The sequence below is a fragment of the Streptomyces sp. NPDC001002 genome (assembly GCF_053599215.1).
Window position 1 is genome coordinate 43,223 of record NZ_JBSFLV010000024.1, and the last position, 17,117, is coordinate 60,339.

At 69.1% G+C, this 17,117-nt stretch carries 12 protein-coding genes; 9 read left to right on the top strand and 3 right to left on the bottom strand.

The window, feature by feature from the left end:
• Positions 1–20: 20 nt before the first annotated feature.
• The 3 genes from gltX to ACWDR3_RS13865 form a co-directional block, all read right to left on the bottom strand.
• Entirely contained in the window at positions 21–1,505 is a 1,485-nt protein-coding gene (gltX, locus tag ACWDR3_RS13855) for a glutamate--tRNA ligase (RefSeq protein ID WP_450352698.1), read from the bottom strand.
• Complete coding sequence (locus ACWDR3_RS13860) at positions 1,498–2,283, bottom strand: fumarylacetoacetate hydrolase family protein (RefSeq protein ID WP_123997513.1); 786 nt, start codon at positions 2,281–2,283, stop codon at positions 1,498–1,500. Before ACWDR3_RS13860 ends, gltX begins: the two co-directional genes overlap by 8 nt.
• A 134-nt stretch (positions 2,284–2,417) precedes the next feature.
• On the bottom strand, positions 2,418–2,606 hold the full coding sequence (locus tag ACWDR3_RS13865; RefSeq protein WP_450352699.1) for a hypothetical protein: 189 nt from the start codon (positions 2,604–2,606) through the stop codon (positions 2,418–2,420).
• A gap of 605 nt (positions 2,607–3,211) precedes the next feature.
• On the opposite strand from ACWDR3_RS13865, the gene ACWDR3_RS13870 reads away from it, so the two are divergent.
• From ACWDR3_RS13870 to ACWDR3_RS13910, 9 genes are all read left to right on the top strand, one after another.
• Entirely contained in the window at positions 3,212–7,132 is a 3,921-nt protein-coding gene (locus ACWDR3_RS13870) for a sensor histidine kinase (RefSeq protein WP_450352700.1), read from the top strand.
• Between the two features lie 9 nt (positions 7,133–7,141).
• Positions 7,142–7,555, top strand: coding sequence for a roadblock/LC7 domain-containing protein (locus tag ACWDR3_RS13875; protein WP_123999246.1), 414 nt, complete (start codon positions 7,142–7,144; stop codon positions 7,553–7,555).
• 111 nt (positions 7,556–7,666) lie between these two features.
• A complete protein-coding gene (locus tag ACWDR3_RS13880; protein ID WP_016432454.1) occupies positions 7,667–8,062 on the top strand; it encodes a DUF742 domain-containing protein in 396 nt (131 codons plus the stop codon).
• Positions 8,043–8,618, top strand: coding sequence for a GTP-binding protein (locus tag ACWDR3_RS13885; RefSeq protein ID WP_015657619.1), 576 nt, complete (start codon positions 8,043–8,045; stop codon positions 8,616–8,618). The genes ACWDR3_RS13880 and ACWDR3_RS13885 overlap by 20 nt, the downstream gene beginning before the upstream one ends.
• Before the next feature lie 391 nt (positions 8,619–9,009).
• Positions 9,010–12,315, top strand: coding sequence for a nitrate- and nitrite sensing domain-containing protein (locus ACWDR3_RS13890; RefSeq protein WP_450352701.1), 3,306 nt, complete (start codon positions 9,010–9,012; stop codon positions 12,313–12,315).
• 10 nt (positions 12,316–12,325) lie between these two features.
• Positions 12,326–12,739, top strand: coding sequence for a roadblock/LC7 domain-containing protein (locus ACWDR3_RS13895; RefSeq protein WP_005479603.1), 414 nt, complete (start codon positions 12,326–12,328; stop codon positions 12,737–12,739).
• Positions 12,740–12,834: 95 nt separating this feature from the next.
• The gene (locus ACWDR3_RS13900) at positions 12,835–13,416 is read left to right on the top strand and encodes a DUF742 domain-containing protein (RefSeq protein ID WP_123997516.1); all 582 of its coding nucleotides are present in this window, start codon (positions 12,835–12,837) and stop codon (positions 13,414–13,416) included.
• Positions 13,397–13,978 carry a GTP-binding protein gene (locus ACWDR3_RS13905; RefSeq protein ID WP_026248371.1) on the top strand — a complete coding sequence of 194 codons (582 nt, stop codon included), beginning with the start codon at positions 13,397–13,399 and terminating at the stop codon, positions 13,976–13,978. The genes ACWDR3_RS13900 and ACWDR3_RS13905 overlap by 20 nt, the downstream gene beginning before the upstream one ends.
• A 102-nt stretch (positions 13,979–14,080) precedes the next feature.
• Positions 14,081–17,107 carry an NACHT domain-containing protein gene (locus ACWDR3_RS13910; RefSeq protein WP_450352702.1) on the top strand — a complete coding sequence of 1,009 codons (3,027 nt, stop codon included), beginning with the start codon at positions 14,081–14,083 and terminating at the stop codon, positions 17,105–17,107.
• Positions 17,108–17,117: the final 10 nt, after the last annotated feature.

The window sequence follows — 17,117 nt, forward strand, 5'->3', positions numbered from 1 at the left end:
CCCTTTCAGGTGCGGGTGCCTTACGCGGCGAGCTTCGCCAGTGCGGCGTCGATGCGGATCAGGGTCTTCTCCTTGCCCAGGATCTCCAGGGACTCGAAGAGGGGGAGGCCGATCGTGCGGCCGGTGACGGCCACGCGGACCGGGGCCTGGGCCTTGCCGAGCTTGAGGCCGTGGAGTTCGCCGGCGGCCAGGACGGCCTCCTTGAGGGACTCCGGCGAGGTCCAGTCCGCCGACTCCAGCTTCTCGCGGGCCGTGCGCAGGAGGGCGTCGGAGCCCTCCTTCATCGCCTTCGTCCAGGACGCCTCGTCCTCGACCGGCTCCGGCAGGAACAGGAAGTCGACGTTGTCCGTGATCTCCGAGAGGACCTTGAGGCGGGTCTGCGCGTGCGGGGCGACCGCCTGCCACTTGGCCTCGTCGAAGTCCTCCGGCGCCCAGGGGGCGAACGGGGCCCGCAGCCACGGGGCGCAGCGCTCGGTGAAGTCCTTCACGTCCAGGAGGCGGATGTGGTCGGCGTTGATCGCCTCGGCCTTCTTGAGGTCGAAGCGGGCCGGGTTGGGGTTCACGTCGGTGACGTCGAAGGCCGCGACCATCTCGTCCATCGTGAAGATGTCCTGGTCGGCCGAGAGCGACCAGCCCAGCAGGGAGAGGTAGTTGAGCAGTCCCTCGGGCAGGAAGCCGCGCTCGCGGTAGAGGTTGAGGGACGACTCGGGGTCGCGCTTGGAGAGCTTCTTGTTGCCCTCGCCCATCACGTACGGCAGGTGCCCGAAGGACGGGATCTGCTTGGCGATGCCCAGGTCGATCAGCGCCTTGTAGAGCGCGATCTGGCGCGGGGTGGAGGAGAGCAGGTCCTCGCCGCGCAGGACGTGGGTGATCTCCATCAGGGCGTCGTCGACCGGGTTGACGAGCGTGTACAGCGGGGCGCCGTTGGCTCGTACGATCCCGTAGTCCGGGACGTTCTCCGCGGTGAACGTCAGCTCGCCGCGGACCAGGTCCGTGAAGGTGATCGTCTCGTCGGGCATGCGGAAGCGGACGATCGGCGTGCGGCCCTCGGCCACGTACGCGGCCTTCTGCTCGTCGGTCAGGTCGCGGCAGTGGCCGTCGTAGCCGGACGGCTTGCCGGCCGCGCGGGCGGCCTCGCGGCGGGCGTCCAGCTCCTCGGTGGAGCAGTAGCAGTAGTACGCGCGGCCGGCGTCCTGGAGCTTCTGCGCGACGTCCTTGTAGATGTCCATCCGCTGCGACTGGCGGTACGGCGCGTGCGGGCCGCCGACCTCGGGGCCCTCGTCCCAGTCGAAGCCCAACCAGCGCATCGCGTCGAGGAGTTGGCCGTAGGACTCCTCGGAGTCGCGGGCCGCGTCGGTGTCCTCGATGCGGAAGACCAGCGTGCCCTGGTGGTGGCGGGCGAACGCCCAGTTGAACAGGGCGGTGCGGACCAGGCCCACGTGGGGGTTACCGGTCGGCGAGGGGCAGAAACGGACGCGTACGGGGGAACCGGGTGCGCTAGCCACGCTTGACAACCTTGTTGGTGAGAGTGCCGATGCCTTCGATGGTGACGGCGACCTCGTCGCCGACGGTGAGCGGTCCGACGCCTGCCGGGGTGCCCGTGAGGATCACGTCGCCGGGGAGCAGCGTCATGGCCTCGGTGATGTTGACGATCAGATCCTCGATCGAGTGGATCATCTCGCTGGTACGGCCGAGTTGGCGCTGTGCGCCGTTGACCGTGAGCTGGACGGTCAGGTCGGACGCCGTCGCGAGGTCGAGGTCCGTCTCCACCCAGGGGCCCAGCGGGCAGGAGGTGTCGAAGCCCTTGGCCCGGGCCCACTGCTTCTCGCGCTTCTGGACGTCGCGCGCGGTGACGTCGTTCGCGCAGGTGTAGCCGAAGATCACGTCCTGGACGCGCTCGCGCGGGACCTCACGGCACAACCGGCCGATGACCACGGCCAGTTCGGCCTCGTGGTGCAGTTCCTCGGAGAAGGGCGGGTACTGGATCTCGTCGCCGGAGCCGATGACCGAGGTGGACGGCTTGAAGAAGGCGAAGGGGGCGTCCGGGACCTCGTTGCCCAGTTCGCGCGCGTGCTCCGCGTAGTTGCGGCCGAAGGCCACGACCTTGCTGGGGAGCACCGGCGGCAGCAGCCGGACCTTGCTGAGCGGGACCTTCGTACCGGAGAGCTCGAAGTCCGTGAACGGGATGCCCTTGATGATGTCGAGGACGAGCTCGTCCGGCTTGTCGCCCTCTACCGCGCCGAAGGCGACGTTCCCGTCGATGGAGAATCTGGCGATGCGCACGGGATCCTGGCGCCCCTCACTGAGCCGGCTGGAGTCTGACGCTCCAGGCTAACGCGGTGAAGAGGGCCGGACCGCGCGCATTACGGCGCGCGGCCGGCCGTGCACTTCTGAATCACCCGCACCCGCGGCACGTACTACTGCCCGACGGAGACCGTCTCGGGGAGTTCCATGAGGATCGTGCGGCGGGGGTTGGCGGTGTTGGCGGGGAGGTCGACGGAGTGTTCCGGCTGCTCCAGGGTCTGCAGTTCGTCCGCGCCATCGAGGTGCATCAGCGTCGTGCGCCGCGGGTTGGCTATCGTGCGGAACATCATCGTCGTCTTCACCGTTGTACGTGACCTTGTCGTGTACGGGCCCCCGGACCAGGGCCGATACGGGCTCTGGCGGACGCGGTTGTCAAAGTGTTACGTCTTGTAAAGCGTCAGGCTAAACATGCAATTCCCCTCCGAAGACGCCAGGACCCCCTGAACCCCGTGTGAGTTTGCTCACCACCCCCCGGGCAAACCGGTCAATTCAGGCCTGCAACTGACCCCGACGAAAGGGACATTGGGCGCCTGAAGGCATCATTCCGCTCCTGATCATGGCGACTGGGACACCCCCCTTACGTGGTCGACTCGCGGACATAAGTCCGATATGCAGGAGATCACTTTCTACGTCCGGTGACCCGCCACTCACATGCTGTCACGTAGGTCACGGCATGGCCCACGGGCCTTGTTGGAGATCCGGCACTGTGCTGGAATTCCACGGACCGCCGCAGGATCGAGCCGGCGCACAGGGGGCGTGAACTCAGCGCCAGTGGCGGCGAGAGGGGGAACCAGCGCCGGTCACTCACGACCAAACATTGGGGCGCGCGTTCAGGGCGTTCCCCAACGCCGACACCGTGTCCTTCCGTTCGCGCGGAGGGGTGCCTGGTCCAGAGGTTGCGACGCTAGTGCAGGGACGTTTCAAGAGGGATGGCAGTGCTTCGGCGGAGCCGGAGCCGCACGGCGGGGCTGGCCCCAAGGCTGGCAGCTCCTCGCCCCAGCACGCCCAGAACCCGGGCCCGGCCCCGTCAGGTGACGGCGGAGGCGCCGGGCGCCCTGGTGCGTCGACAACCGGAGGGCCTGCGGGCACGCCCGCTCCCCCGGTCAAACCGCCCAAGGGTCCAGCGGGCCCCGGACCGCGCGTAGCGCTGCGCAACTGGCGAATCTCCACCCGCCTGGTGTCGCTGCTCGCGCTGCCCGTGGTCGCGGCCACCTCGCTGGGCGCTCTGCGCATCAGCGACAACATGGACGACATCCAGCAGCTGGACAACATGAAGCTGCTGACCGACATGACCAAGCAGGCGACCGAGCTGGCCGCCGCGCTCCAGGAGGAGCGCGACCAGTCCGCCGGCCCGCTGGCGCACAACTCGAAGTCGAGCGCGTACACGGTCAAGGGCGTCCGGGACAAGTCGGACCGGGCCGTCCAGAACTTCGTGGACGCGGCCGAGGAGATCGACACCTCCAGCAAGGACGGCAACCTCCAGGGCGTCCGCGAGAGCCTGGTCGGTGTGGTCAGCGACCTCGACCAGCTGGCGAAGATCCGCTCCACCGCCTACGAGGCCAAGGGCAACTCCACGCAGACCGTGGAGGCCTACCACCGCCTCATCACGCACCTGCTCGACCTCTCCCAGGACATGGCCGAGGCCACGAGCAACCCCGAGATGATCCAGCGCACGCGCGCCCTGTCGTCGTTCTCCTCCGCCAAGGAGTACGCGTCGATGCAGCGCGCGGTCCTGGCGGCCGCGCTGCCCGTCACCGACAACACCTTCGGCGACCTCTCGGACAACGACCGGCTCTACGCCCAGTCGGCCCTGCAGAGCCAGACCTCCGAACTGCGCAGCTTCAAGAGCATCTACGGCACCGAGGCCGCGGCCAACCTCCTCAAGCCCATCGAGGAGAACAACGCCACGATCAAGGCCACGGACACCTACGCGGGTCGCGCGCTGGCCAGCACCGACGGCCTCGACGACCTGCAGAAGCGGTCCTACCAGGACTGGGTGGACGACAGCTCCACCAAGATCGACCAGATGAAGAAGATCGAGCACACGCTCCTTGAGGACATGGAGCAGAAGGCCCGCCAGCTGCGCTCCGCCTCCGAGCGCGAGGCGATCATCTCCGGTGCGCTGATCCTGCTCGTGCTCGGTGTCTCCCTGGTCGGCGCCTTCGTCATCGCCCGGTCCATGATCCGCTCGCTGCGCCGGCTCCAGGAGACGGCCAACAAGGTCGCCCAGGACCGGCTGCCCGAGCTGGTCAAGCAGCTCTCCGAGTCGGACCCGCAGGACGTCGACACCTCCGTCGAGTCGGTCGGTGTGCACTCCCGGGACGAGATCGGCCAGGTGGCCGCGGCCTTCGACGACGTGCACCGCGAGGCGGTCCGCCTCGCCTCCGAGCAGGCCATGCTGCGGGGCAACGTCAACGCGATGTTCACCAACCTCTCGCGCCGTTCCCAGGGCCTCATCCAGCGTCAGCTCTCGCTCATCTCCGAACTGGAGTCGCGCGAGGCCGACCCGGACCAGCTCTCCTCGCTCTTCAAGCTCGACCACCTCGCGACCCGCATGCGCCGTAACGGTGAGAACCTCCTGGTCCTCGCCGGTGAAGAGCCCGGCCGCCGCTGGACCCGTCCGGTCCCGCTGGTCGACGTGCTCCGCGCCGCCGCCTCCGAGGTGGAGCAGTACGAGCGCATCGAACTGGCCTCCGTGCCGACCACCGAAGTGGCCGGCCGCGTGGTCAACGACCTCGTGCACCTGCTCGCCGAGCTGCTGGAGAACGCGACCTCCTTCTCCTCGCCGCAGACCAAGGTCAAGGTCACCGGTCACGCGCTGCCCGACGGCCGCGTCCTGATCGAGATCCACGACACCGGTATCGGCCTCTCCCCCGAGGACCTCGCGGCGATCAACGAGCGGCTCGCCTCGCCGCCCACCGTGGACGTCTCGGTCTCCCGCCGCATGGGTCTGTTCGTGGTCGGCCGGCTGTCGCAGCGCCACGGCATCCGCATCCAGCTGCGCCCCTCCGACTCCGGTGGTACGACCGCGCTGGTCATGCTGCCCGTCGATGTCGCCCAGGGCGGCAAGAAGACGCAGGGCAAGCCGGGTCAGGGTGCCGCCGGCGGTCCCGCCGCCGCGCAGGCCGCCGCCGGTATGGCCGCGGCCCGACGTCAGGCCGGTGCCGGTGCGCCGGCGGGCGGTGCCCTCGGCGCTGGTGCGCCGGGCGGTGGCGCCCTCGGTGCCGGTGCCCCCTCCGGTGGCCGGCTCGCCGCCGGTCAGGGTCCGCGGGCCGCGCTGCCCGGTGCGGGCCAGGGCGGCGGTCGTCCGGGCGGACCGGGCGGCCAACGTGGACCGCAGTCTCCCGGCGGTGCCCCCCAGGGCCGGCCGGCTCCCGCGGGTGCGGGCGCCGGGTTCGCTCAGGGACCGGGCTCGACGCAGGGCATGCAGTCCGTGGGTCAGGACAGCTTCGGTCAGGACAGCTTCGGCGGCGCCCGTGGTGCCGTACCGCCGCAGGGCGGGCGGGGGAACGCGCCCGCCGAGCAGGGTCAGGGTGGTGGCGGCCGACGTCGTCAGCCGCTGCTGCCGGGTCGCGGTGGACCGCGGGCCGAGCTGCCGGGCGGCAACAACCCGCAGCAGCCCCGCACGCCGAGCTGGAGCGACGAGAACGCGCAGCCGCCGGTGCCGCGGGCCTCGCTGGACACCCCGCGTGGCCACGACGAGACCTCCCGGATGCCGCGGATCGACGCGACGAGCGAGATGCCGGTGGTCCCCCGCTTCGACGAGCGACAGGGTCCCGCTGCCACCTCCGAGTTCGCCCGCCCCGACTTCGGTGCCAACGGCAACGCGCAGCAGACGGGCCAGTTCGCCCGTCCCGGCGCGGAATCGCCGCACCACACCGGGCAGTTCCCGCGTCCGGACCTCGACGCGCCGCAGCAGGGCGCGAACGGCTCGCAGAACACGGGCCAGTTCGTCCGCTCGGACGTCTTCGGCAGCCCGAACCACGGACCGAACGGGCAGAGCAACTCCAACAACCCGAACAACCCCGCCAACACGGGCCAGTTCGCCAGTCCGCAGGCCTACGACCCCGGTTCCACCGGGCAGTTCGCCGTGCCGGGCTACGACAACGGCTCCACCACCGGCCAGCACTCCCTGCCGGGCCGTCAGAACCCCGGTTCCACCGGGCAGTTCGAGCGCCCGCAGGCCAACGGCAACGGTGGCGGCGACTTCGGTCCCCCGCGTCAGCCCGTCCCGCCGCGTCCGCAGCAGCGTCCCACCCGTCCGGAGCCCGAGGCCCTGCCGCCGGCGTCCGGTCCGGGTGACGGCCGTACCCCGCTGTACGACACGCTGGAGACCAACTGGTTCCACGGTCAGGGTCAGAACGGCCAGCACGGCCAGGGCGCGCAGAACGGCACGAACGGGACCGGCTCCCACGGAGTCGTCCCGAACGGCCAGCAGAACGGTCAGTCCAACGGCCGGCCGATCAGCAACGGGAACGGCTCCGCGCCGGCCCCGCAGCCGCAGGCTCCCGCGGCTCCCCCTCAGCGTCCCGCCCCGACTTCCTGGCGCACGTCTCCGAACGACGACCTCGTTCGACAGGCGGAGCGCGTACGGCAGCCGGCCGCGGGCGGCGTCACCACCTCCGGCCTGCCGCGCCGGGTGCCCCGGGCGAACCTCGTCCCGGGCACGGCTCAGCAGCAACAGCACCAAGCCGGTCCGCAGGTCTCGCGTGCGCCTGATGACGTACGCGGCCGGCTGACCAATCTCCGTCGGGGCATCGCGCAGGGTCGGGCCAACACCGGCCAGACCGGCAGCTTCCCGAGCCCCACTCACCAGCAGGAGCGTTAGTTGAGCCAGATGAGCCAGGCGGCACAGAACCTCAACTGGTTGATCACCAACTTCGTGGACAACACCCCAGGTGTGTCCCACACCGTCGTCGTCTCCGCCGACGGTCTCCTTCTGGCGATGTCGGAAGGTTTTCCGCGTGACCGTGCCGACCAGTTGGCGGCCGTCGCGTCCGGGCTCACCTCGTTGACGGCCGGGGCCTCCCGGATCTTCGAGGGCGGCGACGTGGCGCAGACGGTCGTCGAGATGGAACGCGGTTTTCTCTTCCTCATGTCCATCTCGGACGGCTCGTCGCTCGCCGTGCTCGCACACCCCGACTGCGACATCGGCCTCGTCGGTTACGAGATGGCACTTCTGGTCGATCGCGCGGGCGCGGTGCTCACGCCCGACCTGCGCGCCGAACTACAAGGCAGTCTGCTCCACTGATCGGCCCCGGCACCACCCGTCTCACCAAATCACCGTCCGGCCGCCACAATCCCCCCACCGGCCTCGTCAGACGGCACGACTGACCGACTTGCTGTCCCGCCCGGAGGATTCATGACCCCGCCCACCGCCTCTCATGATCCGTACGCGGAGCCGTACGAGGATGAGGGCGACCAGCCGCTGGTACGTCCTTACGCGATGACCGGCGGCCGGACCCGGCCGCGCTATCAGCTCGCGATAGAGGCGCTGATCAGCACCACGGCCGACCCGGCAGCGCTCATGGGGCTGCTCCCGGAGCACCAGCGCATCTGCCACCTGTGCCGTGAGGTGAAGTCGGTCGCGGAGGTGTCGGCGCTCCTGGCCATGCCGCTGGGCGTGGCCCGGATCCTTGTCGCGGACCTGGCTGAGGCCGGGCTCGTCGCCATCCACCAGCCTGGTGGCGACGAGACGACCGGTGCGCCGGACGTGACCCTGCTCGAAAGGGTGCTCAGTGGACTTCGCAAGCTCTGACGGAGGGCGGGCAACCACCTCCGCGAAGATCGTGGTGGCGGGTGGCTTCGGCGTCGGCAAGACCACGTTCGTGGGCGCCGTCTCCGAGATCAACCCGCTGCGTACCGAGGCCGTGATGACGTCCGCGTCCGCGGGCATCGACGACCTCACCCACACCGGGGACAAGACCACCACCACGGTGGCCATGGACTTCGGCCGTATCACGCTCGACCAGGACCTGATCCTGTACCTGTTCGGTACGCCGGGCCAGGACCGGTTCTGGTTCATGTGGGACGACCTGGTGCGGGGTGCCATCGGCGCGGTGGTGCTCGTGGACACCCGGCGCCTGGCCGACTGTTTCCCGGCCGTGGACTACTTCGAGAACTCGGGTCTGCCGTTCGTCGTCGCCCTCAACGGCTTCGACGGGCACCAGCCCTACGCCCCCGAGGAGGTGCGCGAGGCCTTGCAGATCGGGCCCGACACCCCCATCATCACCACTGACGCCCGACACCGGTCCGATGCCAAGAGCGCGCTGATCACCCTGGTCGAGCACGCCCTGATGGCGCGGCTGCGGTAGCCGGCACTCAAGTCGGCAATGCTGTACGGCAGTTGTCGTAGATGTCCCGGAGCCGACTGTGGCCTTTGACACGGTCGGCCTCGGTGTTCATAACGTTTCGGCAGAGGAATCGGGTGGTACGGCCACGCGTCGTCGTCAGCCGGTCTCACTGCGCGCACGAAGGCCCCGTCTTTTGACGGGGCTCGTTCTTTATGACCGTTTTATCTGGGGCTTACATCACGTAGAAACCGTGCTTTCCACTGTTTGGAAGAGCACTGGTCGTCGTGCTGGAATGCCTGAACTGCCCATAAGTCAAAGACGTACTCGCTAGTACTGCGTACTCATGGGTGAACTGGGCTCTGAGACACTGCGGCACACCGTTGGTGCCGACCGCCGGAAGGTTGTTGGTCGAGTGAGGCGAAGCAAGAACGGTCCCGAGCCGTCGGCACGGGGCAACTTCACCCCGCCGCCGCGCGGAGCGGCGCCCGCCCCTATGCCTGGTCCGGAGCCGACGGCCGCGCCACCATCGAGCGGCGGCCGTTTCTCCCCCCGCAACTGGCGAGTGCCGACGCGGCTGAACGCGATCCTGCTCATACCCGTGCTGGTCGGCCTCGTCATGGGCGGCTTCCAGGTGAAGAGCTCGATCGACACCTGGCAGGACGCCGAGGACGCGGCCGATACCGCACGTCTGGTCCGCGCGTCGCTGACCTACGGCGACGCCCTCTACAACGAGCGCGACATCAGCGCGGCCCCGCTCCTGAAGGGTTCGTCGCAGAGCGCGAGCGACAAGGCCACCGTCAAGGCCGTACGCGCCAACACGGACAAAGCAGCCGACGCCTTCGACGAGGCGGCGCAGAACATGCCGCAGAAGGCCGGCCTGCTGCGCCGCCTCAGCCTGTTCCGGGCCCAGGAGCCCAAGCTGGCGGGCATCCGCGCGGCCGCCTACACCTCCAAGCTCCCCGGCGTGCAGACCGAAGAGGGCTACACCCTCATCGCGCACCCCCTGATGGAGTTCGCCAACGAGCTCGGTCTGGGCACCGGAAACATCACCAGCTACGGCCGTACCGTCTACGCGATCTCGCTGACGAAGGCCGCGCTGTCCCTTGAGCGCTCGATCGGCATGCACCTGCTGGTCAACCCGGGCCCGTCGGCCGACTCGCTCGGCAAGCAGCGCGTCGCCATCTCCTCGTACGCCTACCTCGAAGGCATCGCCATCGAGGAGTACGTCGGTGGCGGTACCGCCGCGGACGCGAAGAAGCTCGACGTCGCCACCGCGAAGATCAAGACCGAGGGCGCCGCGCTGGCGCAGAAGGCCGCCGCCGACGCGAAGGCCAAGGGCGAGACCTACGTGCCGCCGCCGAGCAACCCGACCGACATGGTCACGGCGCTGGCGACCCTGCAGACGACCGACCCCAGCGCCCGTGCCGCGCTCGCCCAGAAGGGCACCACCGCCGAGAACTGGTGGGCGGTCAACACGCTCAAGTACAACGCCTACCGCCAGATCGAGTCGGACCTGGCCGACAAGGCGGTGAGCGAGGCCACCACCATCGCGGACAACGCCAAGCGGGACGCGCTGATCACCGGTGCCGCCGTCGTGGTCGCCCTGCTGCTGGCCTTCATCCTGGCCGGCGCGGTGGCCCGCCAGATGTCCCGGGCCATGCGCCAGCTGCGCAACGCCGCCTTCGGCATCGCCGAGCAGCGGCTGCCGATGCTGGTCGACCAGCTCTCGCGCACCGACCCCGGCCGCGTCGACACCCGGGTCGCGCCGATCCCGATCACCACCAAGGACGAGATCGGCGAGGTCGCCCGGGCCTTCGACCAGGTCCACCGCGAAGCGGTCCGGCTCGCCTCCGAGCAGGCCCTGCTGCGGGGCAACATCAACGCGATCTTCACCAACCTCTCGCGCCGCAACCAGTCGCTGATCGAGGGCCAGCTGACCCTGATCACCGACCTGGAGAACAACGAGGCCGACCCGGACCAGCTGGAGAACCTCTTCCGCCTGGACCACCTCGCGACCCGTATGCGCCGCAACGGCGAGAACCTCCTGGTCCTCGCCGGCGAGGAGCCAGGCCGCCGCTGGGACCAGCCGGTCCCGCTGGTCGACGTGCTGCGCGCCGCCTCCTCCGAGGTGGAGCAGTACGAGCGTGTCGAGCTGTCGGGCGTCCCGGAGGCCGAGATCCACGGCCGCGCGGTCACCGACCTCGTGCACCTGCTCGCCGAGCTCCTGGAGAACGCGACCACGTTCTCCTCGCCGCAGACCAAGGTCCGCGTCACCGCGACCCGTCTTCCCGACGGCCGCGTGATGATCGAGATCCACGACAAGGGCATCGGCCTCACCGCCGAGGACTTCGCGGACATCAACCACAAGCTGGCCAACCCGCCGACCGTGGACGCCGCGATCTCCCAGCGCATGGGTCTGTTCGTGGTCGGCCGGCTGTCCGACCGGCACGGCATCCGGGTCCAGCTGCGCCCCTCGGGCGAGCAGGCCGGAACCACCTCGCTGGTCATGCTGCCGGACGCGATCACCCACGGTGGTGGTGGCGAGCAGCAGCTGGACCGCGACGAGTTCACGGTCTCGCAGATCATCCCGGAGCAGAACTTCGGCGGCGAGGACTTCAACCTCGCCCCGCTGCGCACGGCGGCCGAACTCGGCTTCGACGACAGCCGCTACGCGGAGGTCCCGGACGACATACGGGAGCTGGACCCCGTAGGCCGCTCGCTGATGCGTGAGGAGCGCCGGGCGGCCCTGGAGGCCCAGACGGGCCAGCAGCCCGGTCAGGAGTCCGCTGACGGCTCCGGGTACCCCGACTCGTTCGACGCGCAGCCGGCGTACGAGAACGGCCAGGGCGGCTACCCGGAGCAGACCGGGGCGTACGAGGTCGGTCCGGCGTACGAGGAGCCGCAGCAGGCCCCGTACGAGGAGCACCAGCAGCCGTCGTACGAGGAGCCGTACTACGCGCCGAACGGCGGACTGCCGCAGAACGACACGTTCTCGCCCAATGGCGGTTACCCGGAGCCCGCTTATGCGGAGCCGGTGCAGGAGGAGCGGCCGGCCGAGCGGGCCGGCGCGACTCCGGCCTTCGCCGCCTTCGAGGAGCGTCGCTACCAGGACGACTGGCCGCAGCAGGACGGTTACCAGAACGGGTACGCCGACCAGTACGCTCCCGAAGCGGAATCCTCGCAGGCCGCTGACGTGACCGAGCGCGACCACGTAGGCTTCGACCGTCCGGGACCGACCCCTTCCGTCGGCCACGACCTGACCGACGCCGGACTTCCGCGCCGTGGCTCCATGGCGGGCGGAACGAACGGTTCGAACGGTGTACGGCACGCGAGCCTGGAAGCGTCGGCCCCCGCTCCGGCAACGGAGAGCAGTGCCAATGGGAACAACAACGGCAACACCAACGGCATCGGCAGCGGCGACAGTTGGCGCTCGGCGAACGACGCGCGCTGGCAGCAGGCCTCGGCGCTGAAGAAGCCCAAGGCGGGCGGAGTCACCTCCTCCGGTCTGCCCCGGCGGGTACCCAAGGCCAACCTGGTCGAGGGCGCCGCCGAGAGCACCCCTCAGGGAGGCCCACAGGTCTCCCGCGCCCCGGAGGACGTCCGGGGCCGGCTGAGCAACCTGCGGCGGGGCGTCCAGCGCGGACGCAGCGCGGCGGGCAGCAGTGAAACGAACGGCCAGGGCTTCGGCTCTGACAGCACCTACAACCAGGAGCGTTAGTGTGAGCCCGATGAGCCAGGCGGCACAGAACCTGAACTGGTTGATCACCAACTTCGTGGACAACACCCCGGGGGTGTCCCACACGGTGGTGGTCTCCGCCGACGGACTCCTTCTGGCGATGTCCGAAGGGTTTCCCCGCGACCGTGCCGATCAGCTCGCGGCCGTCGCCTCCGGTCTGACCTCGTTGACCGCCGGTGCCTCGCGCATCTTCGAAGGCGGCAGCGTGAACCAGACAGTTGTGGAGATGGAGCGGGGATTCCTCTTCATCATGTCCGTCTCCGACGGTTCGTCCCTCGCGGTACTTGCACACCCCGAGGCGGACATCGGTCTCATTGGGTACGAGATGGCCCTTCTGGTCGACCGGGCGGGCACCGTCCTGACCCCCGACCTCCGTGCCGAGCTCCAGGGCAGCCTGCTCAACTAACAGTCAGACGGTGCGTATTGGCGTCCCGGGGCCTTAAGGTTTCGGGACGCGGCTCCATAGGGATCGGGTGCCCGGCACAGTCGGAGGAGGAGAAAGTGGCAACACCCCCAGGCGGTTCTAATTCGGGCAACTGGTCGTACGGCCCTGCCCAGGGCCAGGGCGACGGTTCCCAGAACCCGAACCGTTACAACTTCCCCTCCGCGCCCAGCCACCGGCGTCAACAGCCGTACGCGCCCCAGGGCCCCGGTCCTTCGCCGTACGACCAGCCGCCGGCGCCGCGTATCCAGCCCGTGCAGCCGCAGCGACGCTCCGAGCCGTCGCCCGCAGGGGCGGCGAACAACCCGCTGGTACGTCCGTACGCCATGACCGGCGGCCGGACGCGCCCGCGTTACCAGCTCGCCATCGAGGCGCTGGTGCACACCACCGCACAGCCGCACCAGATGCAGGGGCAGTTGCCCGAGCATCAGCGGATCTGCAATCTGTGCCGCGAGATCAAGTCGGTGGCCGAGATCTCGGCACTGCTGACCATCCCTCTCGGCGTGGCCAGGATCCTCGTCGCCGACTTGGCGGAGGCGGGCCTGGTCGCCATTCATCAGCCCGGCGGCGACGAGAACGCCGGCGGTCAGCCAGACGTGACACTGCTCGAAAGGGTGCTCAGTGGACTTCGCAAGCTCTAGCGGCGGTCCTTCCCGCTCCACCACCTCGGCGAAGATCGTGGTGGCGGGTGGCTTCGGCGTGGGCAAGACCACGTTCGTCGGGGCCGTCTCGGAGATCAACCCGCTGCGTACCGAGGCCGTGATGACGTCCGCGTCCGCGGGCATCGACGACCTCACCCACACCGGAGACAAGACGACCACCACGGTCGCCATGGACTTCGGACGCATCACCCTGGACCAGGACCTGATCCTGTACCTGTTCGGCACCCCCGGCCAGGACCGCTTCTGGTTCATGTGGGACGACCTGGTGCGTGGCGCGATCGGCGCGATCGTCCTGGTGGACACCCGCCGTCTCGCCGACTGCTTCCCCGCGGTCGACTACTTCGAGAACTCGGGTCTCCCGTTCGTCATCGCCCTCAACGGCTTCGACGGCAACCAGCCGTACAACCCGGACGAGGTCCGGGAGGCCCTGCAGATCGGCCCCGACACCCCGATCATCACGACGGACGCGCGGCACCGCGCGGACGCGAAGTCGGCGCTGATCACGCTCGTGGAGCACGCGCTGATGGCGCGGCTGCGGTAGCCAACTCGCTTGCGCAAAGGGGCTCTTTCCTTCCGGAAAGGGCCCCTTTGTCGTAGCCCGCTGCCACAATGGTCGCTCTTCGGTCCGGCGAGGGGGAGCAGGGTGAGCGCGGAGGCGGCTGCATTACGTCTGGGGACGACCGTGGCGAACACGGCGGCGCAGATGTGGCTGGGGGGCAAGCGGCGGGAGCAGGAGCGCCGGCTGCCGATGGAGGAGCTCATACGGCTGCGGGTGCCGGGGTTGCGGCAACAGCGCAGCGTCCGGCGGCAGTTCGAGGGCATGGCCGACACCGTCGCGGAACGGATCGAGCCGTTCCTGACCCAGAAGTTCCGCGGTCTCGACGAGAGCAGCCGCGAAGCCGCGCTCAACGGAGTGAGCGACACGTTCTCGCACGCCGATCTGTCCGACGAGGCGATCCTGGCGGCCGACGCGCAGCCGGCCGAACTGATCCGCCGCATCAGGCGATCGGTGAGCCCACCGGTCGGCCTGAACGAACCGGAGACACAACTCTACGAACTCCTCTTCAGCGAGTGCTGCGAGTACTACGTCAGCATCGTGCGTACCCTGCCGGTCTTCGAGGAGCGCACGCTGGCCGAACTCCTGGCCCGCACCAGCTCGTTGAGCGACGGCGTCGCCCGCGTCCTCGAACGGCTCCCCGACCGCTCGCTGTTCGCCCCGGACGGCACCGATCAGGACCACGAGTTCCGCCGCTGGTACATGGAGCTGGTCAGCAACAACCTCGACGAGGTCGAGCTGTTCCGCCGCACGTCCGACCGTGCCGCGGCTCAGGTCCGGCTCTCGGTGGCGTACGTCAGCCTGCGGGCCACCGGGGACGACGGGACCCGCCGCCGCAGCGTCCGTGCGCTGCCGCTCAGGCCGGATCTGAGCGGCTGGGAGGAGTTCGGGACCGAGAGCTCCGGGATGCGGGTGGAGTCGGCGCTCGGCGGGGCGTCCCGGGTACTGCTGCGCGGCGAGGCCGGCTCCGGCAAGACCACGCTGCTGCGCTGGCTGGCGATCACGGCGGCCCGGGGCGCCTTCACGGCCGAGCTCGCCGACTGGAACGGCCTCACGCCCGTCTTCGTCAAGCTCCGCGAGTACAGCGGCCGTCCGCTCCCCAAGAAGCCGGAAGAGTTGCTGGACGGGGTCGCCGGAAACATCACCGGGATCATGCCCAAGGGCTGGGTGGAACGCCAGCTGCGGGACAACAAGGTCCTGCTGCTGGTGGACGGAGTCGACGAACTCCTCGGCTCGGAACGCCGATCGGTACGGGACTGGCTGCGCAAGCTGCTGGGCACCTACGCCGGCATACGCGTGGTCGTGACTTCCCGTCCGACCGCCGCCGGGGCGGACTGGCTGCGCGGGGAGGAGTTCACCGCGCTTCACCTGGACCGGATGACTCCCCCGGACCTGGCCGCGTTCGTACGGCAGTGGCATCAGGCGGTACGGGAACTGGGCGACGAACTCCCGTGTGCGGTGGACGAGTTGCCGCGCTACGAACAGTCCCTGCTCAACAGTCTCAAGGACCGCGCGCATCTCCAGTCCCTGGCGGGCACGCCGCTACTGGCAGCCATGCTCTGCGCCATGCACCTGAACAGGGGCAGCCAACTCCCCCGGGACCGCATGGAGTTGTACCGCAACGCCCTCCACACCTTGGTCCACGAACGCGACGCCGACCGCAATGTACCGAGCGCGCTGGACAGCAAGCTCAGCCTCGGCGACAAGCTGGTCGTCCTACGGGATCTGGCGTGGCGCCTCTCGGACAACAACCGCAGCGAGATCGCCCTGGACCAGGCCGCGGTCCATGTCTCGGCCAAGCTCTCGGCGATGCGGCACCTGGAGGTCCAGGACGGCCACGGGGTCCTGGAACAGCTCCGCGACCGCTCCGGCATCCTCCGCTCCCCCGTCGAGGGCCGCCTCGACTTCGTCCACCGGACCTTCCAGGAGTACCTGGCGGCGGAGGAGGCGACGGAGGAGGACCGGATCGGCAACTTGGTCGGGCGGGCGCATCTGGACCTGTGGCGCGAGACGATCATCATGGCCGCGGGTCATGCTAACTCGCGTCAGCGGCAGGAGTTGCTGGACGGCATCCTGGACCGGGCGGAGGCGGAGCCTCGGTATGCGCGGGTGCTGCGGTTGCTGGCGGCTTCTTGCCAAGAGACGTTGCCGACGGTTCCGGAGGGGTTGGCGGGGCGGCTGGACGGGGCTATGTCGGCTCTGCTTCCGGCTCGTCGACAGACGGATCCGCCGGCGCTAGCGGCTGTGGGGTCGAGTCTGTTGCGGCGGTTGCCGCGTTCATTGGGCGAGTTGACGGAGAAAGCCGCGATTCAGACGGTGCGGACCGTGGCGATGATCGGCGGTGAGGAGGCGTTGGCGTTGATGGTGGGGTACGCGGAGGACCAGCGCGAACCCGTCATCGACGAGATCATCGAGGCCTGGGCGTACTTCGACGCGGACGCCTACGTCGATCAGGTACTGGCCAGGCTGCCGCTGAACGAACACTCCGTCAGCCTCACGCACTCCGGACAGTTGCGCGCGGCGACTCGTTTGAGGTCCGTCACGAAGCTGACGATCATCTATCCGTTCTCGGAGTTCGCCATCCTGGATCAGCTTGCTCCCCTGGGGGATCTCGCGATCTTCAACCACATCGGCACAGGGGACCTGTCAGTGTTGACAGCTCACCCGGAGCTTCGTGCCCTTACTGTGTTGGGGCCTGGAGAGCTTCGCGGGTTGGAATCACTTGGGCGCCTGCCGTTCTTCTATCACCTGCTCCTTACGCAGAGCGACACCTTGGATCTGGCTCCATTGGGCGACTTCCTCCACATCACGCATCTCTACCTGTTGGCCGGAAGCACTAGGACGCTGCGTGACTCGAACGGTCTCTCCGCCCTGCGCACGCTCCACTCCCTCCGCCTCAACGGTTTCGATCTGTCCCACTGGCTGAAGCTGCCAGAGCTTCCTGCTCCCGAGCTGCAGGATCTCACCCTCGTCGACTGCATCGTGCCTGAGGACTCCCGTGCCTATCGCGACCTCAGTTCCCTCGACTCGCTGTCCATCAGGTCCTGCTACTCCCCCGACGGCGCCCGCATCACCGCTCTCAACCTCCCGATCAAGAACCTCACCATCGACTGACCCGCAAACA

Coding starts and splice junctions, on each gene's coding strand:
- ACWDR3_RS13875 (WP_123999246.1), top strand. CDS start 7,142: ATGAGCCAGGCGGCACAGAACCTCAACTGGTTGATCACCAACTTCGTG.
- ACWDR3_RS13880 (WP_016432454.1), top strand. CDS start 7,667: ATGACCCCGCCCACCGCCTCTCATGATCCGTACGCGGAGCCGTACGAG.
- ACWDR3_RS13895 (WP_005479603.1), top strand. CDS start 12,326: ATGAGCCAGGCGGCACAGAACCTGAACTGGTTGATCACCAACTTCGTG.